11 protein-coding genes are annotated in these 12506 nt (G+C 60.9%); 9 read left to right on the top strand and 2 right to left on the bottom strand.

Annotation, left to right across the window (positions count from 1 at the left end):
* Positions 1-60: 60 nt before the first annotated feature.
* The 9 genes from ACQ4MY_RS14245 to ACQ4MY_RS14205 all read left to right on the top strand — a co-directional run bounded on the left by ACQ4MY_RS14245 (position 61) and on the right by ACQ4MY_RS14205 (position 10024).
* Positions 61-951 carry a LysR substrate-binding domain-containing protein gene (locus ACQ4MY_RS14245; protein WP_440095564.1) on the top strand — a complete coding sequence of 297 codons (891 nt, stop codon included), beginning with the start codon at positions 61-63 and terminating at the stop codon, positions 949-951.
* Positions 952-1274: 323 nt separating this feature from the next.
* Entirely contained in the window at positions 1275-2204 is a 930-nt protein-coding gene (locus ACQ4MY_RS14240) for an amidohydrolase family protein (protein ID WP_008081962.1), read from the top strand.
* Positions 2205-2208: 4 nt separating this feature from the next.
* The gene (locus tag ACQ4MY_RS14235) at positions 2209-3114 is read left to right on the top strand and encodes an amidohydrolase family protein (RefSeq protein WP_008081961.1); all 906 of its coding nucleotides are present in this window, start codon (positions 2209-2211) and stop codon (positions 3112-3114) included.
* A gap of 318 nt (positions 3115-3432) precedes the next feature.
* Entirely contained in the window at positions 3433-4818 is a 1386-nt protein-coding gene (locus tag ACQ4MY_RS14230) for a UbiD family decarboxylase (protein ID WP_440095563.1), read from the top strand.
* An 11-nt stretch (positions 4819-4829) separates the two neighbouring features.
* Positions 4830-5432, top strand: a complete 603-nt coding sequence (locus tag ACQ4MY_RS14225) for a UbiX family flavin prenyltransferase (RefSeq protein WP_440095597.1) — start codon at positions 4830-4832, stop codon at positions 5430-5432.
* Positions 5433-5533: 101 nt separating this feature from the next.
* Complete coding sequence (locus ACQ4MY_RS14220) at positions 5534-6589, top strand: CobW family GTP-binding protein (RefSeq protein ID WP_440095561.1); 1056 nt, start codon at positions 5534-5536, stop codon at positions 6587-6589.
* 256 nt (positions 6590-6845) lie between these two features.
* Positions 6846-8213, top strand: a complete 1368-nt coding sequence (locus ACQ4MY_RS14215) for a nucleobase:cation symporter-2 family protein (RefSeq protein ID WP_440095560.1) — start codon at positions 6846-6848, stop codon at positions 8211-8213.
* Between the two features lie 13 nt (positions 8214-8226).
* Complete coding sequence (locus ACQ4MY_RS14210) at positions 8227-9615, top strand: amidohydrolase family protein (protein ID WP_440095559.1); 1389 nt, start codon at positions 8227-8229, stop codon at positions 9613-9615.
* A gap of 211 nt (positions 9616-9826) precedes the next feature.
* Positions 9827-10024: a hypothetical protein gene (locus ACQ4MY_RS14205; protein ID WP_158830801.1), complete on the top strand. Its 198-nt coding sequence runs from the start codon at positions 9827-9829 to the stop codon at positions 10022-10024.
* Between the two features lie 98 nt (positions 10025-10122).
* Here ACQ4MY_RS14205 and ACQ4MY_RS14200 read toward each other — a convergent pair whose 3' ends face one another.
* Together ACQ4MY_RS14200 and ACQ4MY_RS14195 are read right to left on the bottom strand one after the other, a co-directional pair.
* Positions 10123-11037 (bottom strand): DHH family phosphoesterase, encoded by a 915-nt coding sequence (locus tag ACQ4MY_RS14200; protein ID WP_440095558.1) that lies wholly within the window; start codon positions 11035-11037, stop codon positions 10123-10125.
* A 105-nt stretch (positions 11038-11142) separates the two neighbouring features.
* Complete coding sequence (locus ACQ4MY_RS14195; protein ID WP_440095557.1) at positions 11143-12426, bottom strand: Zn-dependent hydrolase; 1284 nt, start codon at positions 12424-12426, stop codon at positions 11143-11145.
* Between the last annotated feature and the right edge of the window lie 80 nt (positions 12427-12506).

Raw genomic sequence — 12506 nt, 5'->3', positions numbered from 1 at the left:
CCCTGAGCCACACGCGGCCAGCGACGATTTCTGCCAACCGCTGTAAGCAGGACTAACAACATGTACAAGCGATACCCGTCGGTGCAGTCCATGAGCGCGTTTATCCACGCGGCGCGCAGCGGCAGTTTCTCCAGCGCTGCGCGCAAACTTGATCTGACCCATAGCGCGATCAGCCAGCAGATCCGCGCTCTGGAAGATTTCATCGGCCAGCCGTTGTTCGTGCGTGAAGGCGGCGGCAGCAATCTGACTGATGCCGGGCAGTTGTTTGCCAGTGTCTTGTCGGATGGTCTGGCGCAGATTGACCGGGCAATCTCGTCGGTGAAAAACCGTAGCGTGGCGCAGCGTTTGACCCTCGATGTCGACAGCGAACTGGCGCAGAGCTGGCTCAATCCGCGCCTGCCGCAGTTGCTTGATGGGCTGCCGGATTATGAGGTGACGCTGCTGTCGATGCCGCGCAGTGATCGCAGTACGTTTGAGCGAGTCGATCTGGCGCTGCGTTATGGCTATGGCGATTGGGATGACTGCGAAATGACGCAGATTTGTGGCGACCGGGTGCTGGCGGTGGCTTCGCCGGCATTGCTGGAGCGCTATGGTTTGCAGGCGCCGTTGAGCCCGGCGCAGATTCTTCAGTTGCCGTTGTTGGGCTATACGCGAAGGTCGTGGATTCCGTGGCTGGATGCGGCCGGGATGACGCCGACCGAGCCGCCGGCACGGGTGATTTTTGATAATGCGGCGAATTTGATTGCGGCTGCCGAGGCTGGCGTTGGCGCGGGGCTGGTGCGTGGATTGTTGGCGGCTGATGCATTGCGCAGTGGGCGGTTGGTGGCGTTGAACGAGGCGCAGATTGCCGCGCATTACAACCTTTACGCCGTGTGGCCGCATGGACAGGCGGAGCGTGTGGCGCCGGTGGTTGAAGCGATCAAACAGTTGGCCCTGCGGACACAATCCTGACGACAGCGCTGGCACAACCATTGAAGATCAAAAGATCGCAACCTTCGGCAGCTCCTACATTGAACGGTGTAGGAGTTGCCGAAGGCTGCGATCTTTTGATCTTGATGCAGCCCATATCGAACGCATATCACCACCCCGCCCAATTAATATTGTACGAACCCCTCCCCCCTTTCCAATACTCGCCCTCAGCAGCCACCCACCCGGGCCGGATGCGAACAGGCGAGGGAATGCGCGAGTCTTGCGCATAGCAACGGCCGATTGCCCGGGACGTGGATGCCGAGAGCCGCAAGGCTCCCTTCCCCGCTATCAGGAGATCGACTGCAATGATCATCGATATCAGCTGCTATCCCACGGATCTCGTGGACCTCGCCTGGAGGCATGACGGTGACCCGTTCACCGGCGAGCGTCTGCTGGAGATGATGGATGGCCCGTACATGGTCAACGGCAAGCCTCGCCGCATTGACAAAGCCTTCATCCAGCCGCCGCAAGGCAACACGATTTACACCTGGACCGACGGCGACCTGACCGGCCGCGAATCCATCGACGCCTACATGGCCTACACCCTGAAAATGGTCCAGACCTACCCGGACCGTTTCATCGGCTGCTTCGTCTACAACCCGCGCTGCGGCGTGGAAAACGGCGTCGAAGCGATCGAGCGCTACGTCAAGGAACACGGTTTCGGCATGGTGCAGATGCAGGCCAACATGCACGCCTACCGTCCTGACCGTGCACTCGACTGGGTGCGCCCGTGCTTCGAGAAATGCGCCGAGCTGGGCATCCCGGTCAAGCTGCACACCGGCGACGGGCCTTACAGCATCCCGTCGGAATGGGTGCCGATGATCAAGGAATTCCCCAACGTCAATTTCATCATGGCCCACTTCGGCGTGCAGACCGGCGGCGTCTACGTGTTCGAACCGATGCAATGGGCGATGGAATTGCCCAACGTCTACTGCGAATCCGGCTGGTGCCTGCAATCGCGGATCGTCGAGTTCGCCAAGGTCTTGCCGACGCACAAGATCCTCTTCGGCACCGACACACCGCCGAACGAACCGGGCATGTGGCTGCGCCTGCTCGAAGTGCTCTGCCACGAACCGCCGCAAGGCCTGAACCTCGACGAGGACACCCTCGAAGACTATTTGGGCAACAACACCGCGCGGATGATCGGCCTCGAACCAACCCCGCCACCCCGTTCCGTTTCCGAAGCAGAGGCGCAACTCAAGCGTCCCGTCACCACTCAACTGGCCAGGAGCTGAACCGATGATTATCGACACCCATCTGCACCCCACCAACCTGGTCGACGAGGCCTGGCGCCACACCGGCGAACCGTTCACCGGCGAGCGCATGCTCAAGCTGATGGACGGCCCGTACATGATCAACGGCAAACCACGCCGCATCGACATGGGTTTCATCCAGCCGCCACCGGGCAACACCGGTTATCGCGACGGCAACCGCCGGGGCCGTGAAGGCGTGCGCGACTACATGTCGTACATCGCCGAACTGTGCATGAAGTACCCGGATCGCTTCATCGGCAACTTTAACTTCAACCCGCGCTGGGGACCGGAAAACGGTGCGGCGGAGCTGGAATTCCACATCAAGGAATACGGCTTCAAGATGCTCAAACTGCACGCCAACATGCACGGCTATCGCCCAGATCGCGCGCTCGACTGGCTGCGTCCGGCGATGAAAGTCTGCGCCAAGTACAACATCGTCGTGCTGATCCACACCGGCGACGGCCCGTACACGATTCCGACGATGTTCTACCCGATCATCCGCGAGTTCCCGATGGTCAATTTCATCATCGGCCACTTCGGTATCCAGACCGGCGGCAACTACTCGTTCGAAGCGTTCTGGATGGCGATGGACACGCCGAACGTGTACTGCGAATCGGGCTGGTGCTTCCAGTCGCGGATCGTCGAATTCGCCAAGGAACTGCCGCGCAACAAGATCGTGTTCGGCACCGATTCGCCGCCGAACGAGCCGGGGATGTGGCTGCGGGAACTGGAGGTGTTGTGCTCGCCGGCACCGCAGGGGTTGGGGATTGATGAGGATCATCTCGAGGATTACCTGGGCAACAACATCGCAAGGTTGTGCGGGATCGAACCGACGCCACCGCCGAAGGATCTGGCCGAGGCTGACATACGTCTGACCACCACGTACCTCTAACTTTACGCAAACCCTGGTGTGGAAATGGAGTTTCCTGTGGTGAGGGGATTTATCCCCGATGGGCTGCGCAGCGGCCCCAAAACCTGCGACCGCGTTGTATCAGGCATATCGCGTTTACTGGTTTTACGACTGCTTCGCAGCCGATCGGGGATAAATCCCCTCGCCACAAAGGCCCTCGCCACAAGGGATCTGTACACAGAGCACACAGCGACTTTACAGGCACGAAGATGACCCGGCGTTCGTTCGACCGGCAGGCCAACGGCTGGCCGCGCGAACGCCCTCTCCCCCCTGCGTGCCTGCTTTTTACGAGGTGACACCATGACCCGTTCGACGCTCGGCGATTCTCAGGACTTTCACGTGTTCATCGACGCCTATCGCCGTGAGTACCCGGACGATGTGCTGACCGTCACTCAACCGATTTCTGTCGATCAGGACGTCACCGCCCTGGTCGATGCCCTCGCCGCCCAGGGACGCGATCCACTGCTGATCTGCGAAAACGTCGGCAACCTCGGCGTGCCGGTGGCGACCAATCTGTTCGCTTCCCGCACCCGCATCGCCCGGCTGTTCGGCGTCACGCCTGCGCAACTGCACGAAACCTTTCAAACCCGCGCCAACCAACCCATCGCTCCGCATTATGTAGAAAGCGGCCCGATTCTCGATGAAGTCTTCGAAGGCGAAGCGCTGGATCTGGCGCTGCTGCCGATGCTCAAGCATTTCGACAGCGATCGCGGCCCGTACATCACCAACGCGATCATCATCGCCGAAGACCCGCTGACCGGCATCGCCAACATGAGCTATCACCGCTCGATGCGCCACGCCCGCCAGGCCCTCGCCACCAGCCTGCATTCACGCGGTCATTTGTGGCGGATGCTGCAAACCGCGCGCGAACGCGGCGAAGAATTGCGTGTGGCAATGGTGGTCGGAGCGCACCCACTGTTCATGCTCGCCGCCGCTGCGCGTTTGCCGTATGGCGCCGATGAACGCGCCGTCGCTGGCGGACTGTTCGGTGCGCCGCTGGAACTGGTGAAAACTCCACGCTACAGCATCGGTGTGCCAGCGTATGCCGAGTTTGTTCTGGAAGGCGCGATCGACCCGGCGGCCTACGCCGAGGAAGGCCCGTTCGGCGAATTCAGCGGTTATTCCTCGGATCGCTCGACCAACAATGTGCTGCGTGTCGACACCCTGTTAAAGCGCAAAGATGCCTGGCTGGTCGACGTGATGGGCGGCCGCTACGCCGAGCATTTGACCCTCGCCCGTCTGCCCCGCGAAGCCGAGATGAGCGAGAAACTCAAGGCGCGTTTCCCTGCCGTCACCGCCGTGCATTACCCGAATTCCGGCACGCATTTTCACTGCTACGTGGCGCTGGATCAGAGCCGCGATGGCGAGGCGCGGCAGATCATGCTGGCCCTGCTCGGCTGGGATCCGTACCTGAAAACCGTGATCGCGGTGGACAGCGATATCGACATCAGCGATGACAGCCAGGTGTTGTGGGCGCTGGCCACGCACTTTCAGCCGCACCTGGATATTTTCACCATTGATGGTTTGCCCGGTAGTCCGCTCGATCCATCGTCGTCGGTCAATGGCACGACGTCGCGGATGGGCCTGGATGCGACTCGCGGTTCCGGGTTTGACGGGATCAAGGCGCAGCTTGATCAGGATGTTCTTCAGCGGGCGAGGGTTTTGCTCAAAGGTCTGCAATCGTGAACCGGCAACGGATGGTCGTCGGCATCAGCGGCGCGTCCGGGTTTATCTACGGCGTGCGCTTGCTGCAATTGCTCGCTGAACTGGACATCGAAAGCCACCTGATCATCAGCCGCGCGGCGCTGCTGACCATGGCCCACGAGACCGACTACAAACTCGCCGACGTCACTGCGCTGGCCAGTCATTACCACCGCGCCGATGACGTCGCCGCCGGGATTGCCAGTGGTTCGTTTCGCTGCCTGGGCATGGTGGTTGCGCCGTGTTCGATGAGGACGCTGGCGGAGATTGCCACTGGCACCTCATCGGGGCTGATCGGCCGTGCTGCCGACGTCACGCTCAAGGAGCGCCGCACGCTGGTGTTGATGGCCCGCGAAACCCCGCTGACCCTCGCCCACCTGCGCAACATGACTGCCGTCACCGAGATGGGCGGGATCATCGCCCCGCCAGTACCGGCGTTCTACGCCCGCCCGGAGAATCTCGGGCAAATGGTCGACCACAACCTCGGCCGCGTGCTTGACCTGTTCGGCCTCGATGCGGGCGTCGCTACCCGATGGCGAGAACCTCTATCCCCTTGTAGGCCTTCGCCTGCTCGCGATAGCGGAGTATCAGTGAAGTAAATCTCAGCTGACACACCGCTATCGCGAGCAGGCGAAGGCCTACAAAAAAAAGCAGCATCACCCGAATTCAGTGTGCACCGGTCAATCAAAGGAGCCTCACCATGAACACCCCATTCAACGCCCCAACCCGCAACACCAAAATCCCCGTGACCATCCTCACCGGTTTCCTCGGTGCCGGTAAAACCACCCTGCTCAACTACATCCTCAAGGAAAACCACGGTCGCAAAATTGCCGTGATCGAAAACGAGTTCGGTGAAGTCGGCATCGACGGCGATCTGGTGCTCAGCTCGGAAACCGAAGAAATCTACGAGATGGTCAACGGCTGCGTGTGCTGCACCGCCGAGGTTCGCGAGGACTTGGTGCGCATCGTCCGCGAACTGGTCGCGCGGCCGGTGCGGCTTGATCACATCCTTATCGAGACCAGCGGCCTGGCCGATCCGTACCCGGTGGCGCAGAGCTTTTTCATCAATGACCCGATCGCCGATGAAGTCGAACTCGACGCCATCGTGACCATGGTCGATGCCAAACACATCGCCCAGCATCTGGAGGATCTGCAACTCGATGGCGTCGACAATCAGGCAGTGGATCAGATCGTTTGCGCCGACCGGATCGTCATCAATAAGGTTGATCTGGTTAGCGCTGAAGAGGTTGAAACCCTGCGCGGCAAAATCCGCGGTTTGAACGCCACGGCAGATCTGGTGACCTCGACTCATGCACAAATAGACCTGACGAAAATCCTCGGCATCGGCGCGTTCGAATGCACGCAGAAGCTGATGGAAATCGGCGCGGAACAGCACGATCACCACGACCATGAGCATCACGCTGAGCACTCTATTGAAGAGCAGGACCACCAACACGACCCAAGCGTGTCATCGGTAGGCATCGCCGTGGACGGCGCGGTCAACCTGATCGCGTTCCATCGCTGGATCAGCGAGCTGCGCTCCTCCCAGGCCGACAACCTGTACCGCATGAAAGGCGTGCTCGCCGTGGCCAACGAAGACCAGCGCTACGTGCTGCAAGGCGTACACAGCCTGGTGGAATTCCGCGCCTCGACCGCGTGGGGCACGGAGCCGCGCTCGAGCAAAATCGTGTTCATCGGCCGCGACCTGGACCGCGCGGCCCTGAACCAGGGCTTCGCCGCCTGCCTGGCAGGCTGAAACAAGGCATCGGAGCCGGTGGATGGCGGCTTCGGGCACATGTGTACGAATGACTGATGCCAGTTTTTTGCACAACACAAAACTTGTGGGAGCTGGCTTGCCAGCGATAGCGGACTGTCAGTTTATAAAAATGGTGACTGCTAAATCGCCATCGCTGGCAAGCCAGCTCCCACAGGGTTCCACTGTGTTCTTGAGCTGATCGGCATCAGACGAATACCCCTCTCTACCGCATAAAAACAGCCAGAGGTGTTTCCCCATGTCGTCAGCCACATCCCCATCAAAAAGCGCATCCACCGTGCACCCCGTCGACCGCATTCTGCCGGTACGACAGATGCTCACCCTCGGCCTGCAACACATGGCCGTCTCGTACATCGGCGCCATCGCCGTGCCGTTGATTGTCGCCAGCGCCTTGAAAATGTCTCACGCCGATACGGTGGTGCTGATCAGCACCACGCTGTTCTGTTCCGGCATCGCCACCCTCCTGCAAACCGTCGGCTTCTGGAAATTCGGCGTGCGCCTGCCGATTCTGCAAGGCGTGGCGTTCAGCAGCGTTGGCCCGGTGATCGCCATCGGCAGCAACCCGGAGGTGGGGTTCGCCGGGGTCTGCGGGGCGGTGATCGGCGCGGGGATTTTCACCATGCTGATGGCGCCCTTCGTCGGTCGATTACGGCGGTTTTTTCCGCCCGTGGTCACCGGTTGCATCGTCACCGTGATCGGTTTGCAGCTGTTCCCGATTGCTTATGAATGGGTTGGCGGCGGACGCAACGCGAGCAACTTCGGCGCGCCGGCATTCCTTGGCGTGGCGGTGGTGGTGTTGCTGACGATTCTGCTGGTCAACCGTTATGGCAGCCCGCTGCTGCGCAACATGGCAGTGTTGATCGGCATGCTGATCGGCGCTGGCCTCGCGTACGGCCTGGGCATGGGCAGTTTTCACAGCGTCGAAGAAGCGCCGTGGCTGACCGTGCCCTACCCGTTTTATTTCGGCTTGCCGACCTTCAGCCTGATCCCCATCGCGACCATGGTGGTGGTGATGATCGTGCAGATGGTCGAGTCGATGGGGCTGTTCGTGGCCATCGGCGACATTGTCGAAAAACCGGTGGAAGATAAACAAGTCATCAACGGTCTGCGCGCCAATGGCCTGGCCAGCACCATCGCCGGGATGTTCGCCGCGTTCCCGTTTATCGCCTTCATGGAAAACGTCGGCCTGGTGATCCTCACCGGCGTGCGCAGCCGTTGGGTGGTCGCGGTCAGCGGTTTGCTGATGTGCTCGATTGCCTTGGTGCCAAAGGCCGGCGCGATCATCGCTTCGATGCCGACCGCCGCCCTCGGTGGCGCCGGCATTGCGATGTTCGGCGTGGTTGCGGCGGCGGGCATTCAGACCCTCGCCAAAGTCGATTACGAGCGCAATCGCTACAACGTCTTGATCGTCGGTTTCACCATCGCCGCCGCGCTGGTGCCGGTGCTCGCGCCAACCTTGTTCAAACAACTCCCCGAGTGGTCGCAGCCGTTCCTGCACAGCAGCGTGGTCATCGCTTGCCTGGTGTCGGTGCTGCTCAACGCCGCGTTGAATGGCGTCAGCGTGGCGGAAACCACCGCCAGCAAATCCGCCTCGCACATCCTTTAGTTTGGAGCTGCCCATGACTCAACTTCAGAACATCCTGATCAAAAACCCGGTCGCGGTGATGACCGGCCTGCGCGGCCCTCGCGCGCGGGCCGGCGCCGTGGACATCCGCGTGGTCAACGGTCGCATCGCCGAAATGGCCGCGAACCTTGAACCACAACCCGGCGAACGGCTGATCGACGCACGCAACTGCGTGGTCTATCCCGGCTGGATCAACACCCACCATCACCTGTTCCAGAACCTGCTCAAAGCCGTGCCCGAAGGCCTGAATCAGGATCTGCAAGGCTGGCTGGCGAGCGTGCCCTACCCGCGCCTCAACCGCTTTACCCCGCAACTGGCGCGGATTGCTGCACGGCTAGGCATGGTCGAATTGCTGCTGTCCGGCGTCACCACCTGCGCCGATCACCACTACCTCTACCACGCCCACGGCAGCACCGAGACCGGCGACTTGCTGTTCGACATGGCCGATGAATTTGGCCTGCGCTTTGTGCTGTGCCGTGGCGGCGCGCTGGAGTCGGCGAGCGCACATCCGGGCTTTTCGAAAACCGCGCTGCAACCGGAGAGCCTTGAGCAAATGGTCGGCGACATCGAGCGGCTGAAATCGCTGTATCACCAGGACACTCCAGACGCGATGCGCCGCGTGGTTGTCGCGCCAACAACGCCAACGTTCTCGCTGCCGCCAACCCTGTTACGTGAACTCGCCCACACCGCACGCGGCCTCGGTTTGCGTCTGCATACGCACCTGTCGGAAACGCAGAACTACGTGAACTTCTGCCGCGAAAAATACAACTGCCTGCCGGTGGAATTCGTCGCCGAACACGAATGGCTCGGCCCCGACGTCTGGTTCGCCCACGCCGTGCACCTGCAACCGGGTGAAATCCGCATGCTCGCGCAGACCGGCACCGGCATCTCCCACTGCCCGGTGAGCAATGCGCGGCTGGGCAGCGGCGTCGCGCGAGTGCCGCAGATGTACGAGGCAGGTGTGCCGATTTCCCTGGGCGTGGATGGCGTAGCGTCGAATGAATCCGGAAGCATGGTCGGCGAAGCCAACACCGCGTGGCTGATCCACCGCGCCGAACAAGGCGCCTCGGCGACCACCGCTGAAGACGTCATTCACTGGGGCACGGCGGGTGGCGCGCAGGTGTTGGGGCTTGGCGCGGTCGGCACACTGGAAATCGGGCAAGCGGCGGATCTGGTCGTCTACAGCCTCGATTATCCTCGGTTCTATGGCTTCCACGACAGCGCCGTCGCGCCGGTGGTCGCGGGCGAACCGATCACGGTGAAATACAGCCTGGTCGGCGGCCGAATCGTCGTCGACAACGGCGTAATCCCGCGCCTGGACATCGAACGCATGCGCGCCGAAGCCTGGCAAGGCGTGCAGCAATTGATGGACGTTGACGACTAACCCGCCCCCTGTAGGAGCTGCCGAAGGCTCGGGCCGCGATCGGACGATCTTTTGATGTTGTTTTTTAAAATCAAGATCAAAAGATCGCAGCCTCCGGCAGCTCCTACAGGGATGGGTGCATTCGCGACTTCCAGGTTTGTCGGCTAAGGTTATTCCCTCATCGGATTGAGCCCCTGCCAGCGAGACCGGGCTCTTGATCAAGGAGAGACTGATGACGTCGCGTCGCAACATCGAACAGACCTACCGCACCTGGTCCAGCCCCATTTTGCTGGAGCTGAAAAAGCGCGAACACCAAATGGCGCCGTTCGAACGTCAGGCGCTGGAGAATGTCCTGGTGGAAAGACGGTTGCTGGATATCGGCAATCCGAAGGGCAATGAGCGCCGTGCAAAAACCACTCCCCCGGATTAATCACACAACCCTTGCAGGAGCTGAGCTTGCTCGCGAAGGCGTCGTGTTAGCTAGATGTGATTTGCCTGACACGACGCCTTCGCGAGCAAGCTCAGCTCCTACAGGTTTCTGTTCAGGCCTGACCTCAGCAATTCCTTGCGCAGGATCGAGGGTACGGTGACTGCCATTCCTGCGTGCCAGTCCAGTTTCAGCAGATGATTGAGTTTGCGTTGGCTCGAAAGGGGTTCTGCAAGAAAGCTGCTTTTTCCGTCGCGGATGCTGATCACATTCAGCAGCCAGTCTTCGCCCTGCTCCGCCATCCATTGGCTGATCGTCGGCCGGTATTTCTGCAGCAACGCATCCGCATCCCACACGGTCATCTGCGCGAAAATCTGCGGCAGGTTGCTTTCGGGTTTCATCCGTTTCAAGTCGGCTGCCAAGGCATTGGCGAGGTCTGATTCGATGTCGGCCTGGCATTCGAGGAAGTAGTACTCGGGCCAGTTCGTTGCGAGTTTCGCCCGAAACGCGAGGTCGGTGTATGCGTCGATGTCCGCTGGCGTGGTCATCTGGCTGGTGAAATTCAGGGTGTTGTCGAGAATCGCGGTGGCCAACAGTGCGGCGCTTTGTTCGCTGATTTTTGCTAGCAAGTCTGAGGTCTGCCAACGCTGAAAGACCTGAGTTGCCGCAGCGCCGATCGGGCGGATGTCGGCGGCTGAACCGAGTTTCTTTGCCCAGTAATCTTCGTAACCTGGATGATGGTCGATGACTTCCACCACCCTGTCGAGCACCACCATTGGGTCGCAATGGTGGTGGTCGGAGACGTCGACCAAGATGAATTCATCGGTCGGCGATGGTTCATGCGTGTGAAAAGCGCAGCCCCAATCGAGCACGGTTTTCGAGACACTGGCGTTGGCTGTTGCGCTGCTGACAGCGCGGGCGGAGATGCCTTGCAGGTTGAGCAGCTCTGCGTAGGCGATGCAGCAGGCGTAGGCGTCGATGTCCAGATAGGACGCGCCGGAGGTGATGATTTTCATGGGCCAGCAACGTCGCACATTTCCATGACATTGGGGTGACAGGAAAAGATCGCAGCCGCCGAAAAACCCATGTAGGAGCTGCCGAAGGCTGCGATCTTTTGATCTTCAGGCCGCGCGCTGCCCCCCAGCCACCGCCGCCGACGCCGCCAACATCGCCCGCAACAACACCGCACACCCCGCCGCCAGATCATCCGGCGCGGCGTTTTCGATTTCGTTGTGGCTGATCCCGCCTTCGCACGGCACGAAAATCATTCCCGCAGGCCCCAGCTCGGCCAGGAAGATCGCATCGTGGCCAGCGCCACTGACAATGTCCATGTGCGACAACCCCAACCCTTTCGCCGCACCGCGCACCGCTTCCACGCAGCCTTTTTCGAAATACAGCGGCGGGAAGTCAGCAGTCGGGGTCAGTTCATAAGTCAGTCCATGTTCCTCACAGGTCGCTTCGATGACTTGCTTCACCTCAGCAATCATCGAATTCAGCCGCGCCGGTTCCAGATGCCGGAAATCCAGGGTCATGCGCACTTCACCGGGGATGACGTTGCGCGAGCCGGGATAGGCTTGCAGGCAACCGACGGTGCCGCAGGCGTGCGGTTGATGGCCGAGGGCTGCGCGATTGACGGCGCCAACGATTACCGAGGCGCCGACCAGTGCATCTTTACGCAGGTGCATCGGTGTTGGGCCGGCGTGCGCCTCGACGCCGCGCAGCTTGAGGTCGAACCACTTCTGCCCCAGCGCGCCAAGCACTACGCCAATGGTTTTCTGTTCATCTTCGAGGATCGGACCTTGCTCGATGTGCGCCTCGAAATAGGCGCCGACCTTATGGCCACTGACTTTGCGCGGGCCGGCGTAGCCGATGGCATTCAACGCTTCGCCAACCGTGACACCCTCGGCATCGACCTTGGCCAGGGTTTCTTCGAGGGTGAATTTCTCGGCAAACACGCCCGAGCCCATCATGCACGGGGCGAAGCGTGAGCCTTCTTCGTTGGTCCAGACCACCACTTCCAGTGGCGCTTCGGTTTCCACCTTGAGGTCGTTGAGGGTACGCAGCACTTCGACACCGGCGAGTACACCGAAGCAGCCATCAAACTTGCCGCCGGTGGGTTGCGTGTCAATGTGGCTGCCGGTCATCACTGGCGGCAGGTCGGGATTGCGCCCGGGGCGACGGGCGAAGATGTTGCCGACGGCATCGACCGTGACGCTGCATCCGGCGTCCTTGCACCATTGCACGAACAGATCGCGGGCCTGGCGGTCGAGGTCGGTCAGGGCCAGGCGACAGACCCCGCCCTTGACCGTGGCGCCGAGTTTGGCCAGTTCCATGAGCGAAGCCCAGAGGCGATCGCGGTTGATGTGCTGATGGCTGGATTGCAGAACGTCTACGGCTGCGTTCATGGGGATCTCCTCAGGCTGCTTTTCTTATGGATATTGCTCGGGTGTTTTTGAGGCCGCCATCGCTGGCAAGCCAGCTCCCA

This window comes from Pseudomonas sp. SM4 (assembly GCF_051913165.1).
Taxonomy (GTDB): domain Bacteria; phylum Pseudomonadota; class Gammaproteobacteria; order Pseudomonadales; family Pseudomonadaceae; genus Aquipseudomonas.
Note: the sequence above shows the minus strand (reverse complement) of the source record. Positions and strands in the feature narration are given on the sequence as shown.

Bases quoted from the DNA above. Each gene is read 5' to 3' on its own strand.
- ACQ4MY_RS14215 (WP_440095560.1), top strand. From the start codon at position 6,846: ATGTCGTCAGCCACATCCCCATCAAAAAGCGCATCCACCGTGCACCCC.
- ACQ4MY_RS14205 (WP_158830801.1), top strand. From the start codon at position 9,827: ATGACGTCGCGTCGCAACATCGAACAGACCTACCGCACCTGGTCCAGC.
- ACQ4MY_RS14225 (WP_440095597.1), top strand. From the start codon at position 4,830: ATGGTCGTCGGCATCAGCGGCGCGTCCGGGTTTATCTACGGCGTGCGC.
- ACQ4MY_RS14220 (WP_440095561.1), top strand. From the start codon at position 5,534: ATGAACACCCCATTCAACGCCCCAACCCGCAACACCAAAATCCCCGTG.
- ACQ4MY_RS14240 (WP_008081962.1), top strand. From the start codon at position 1,275: ATGATCATCGATATCAGCTGCTATCCCACGGATCTCGTGGACCTCGCC.
- ACQ4MY_RS14235 (WP_008081961.1), top strand. From the start codon at position 2,209: ATGATTATCGACACCCATCTGCACCCCACCAACCTGGTCGACGAGGCC.
- ACQ4MY_RS14200 (WP_440095558.1), bottom strand. From the start codon at position 11,037: ATGAAAATCATCACCTCCGGCGCGTCCTATCTGGACATCGACGCCTAC.
- ACQ4MY_RS14210 (WP_440095559.1), top strand. From the start codon at position 8,227: ATGACTCAACTTCAGAACATCCTGATCAAAAACCCGGTCGCGGTGATG.
- ACQ4MY_RS14245 (WP_440095564.1), top strand. From the start codon at position 61: ATGTACAAGCGATACCCGTCGGTGCAGTCCATGAGCGCGTTTATCCAC.
- ACQ4MY_RS14195 (WP_440095557.1), bottom strand. From the start codon at position 12,426: ATGAACGCAGCCGTAGACGTTCTGCAATCCAGCCATCAGCACATCAAC.
- ACQ4MY_RS14230 (WP_440095563.1), top strand. From the start codon at position 3,433: ATGACCCGTTCGACGCTCGGCGATTCTCAGGACTTTCACGTGTTCATC.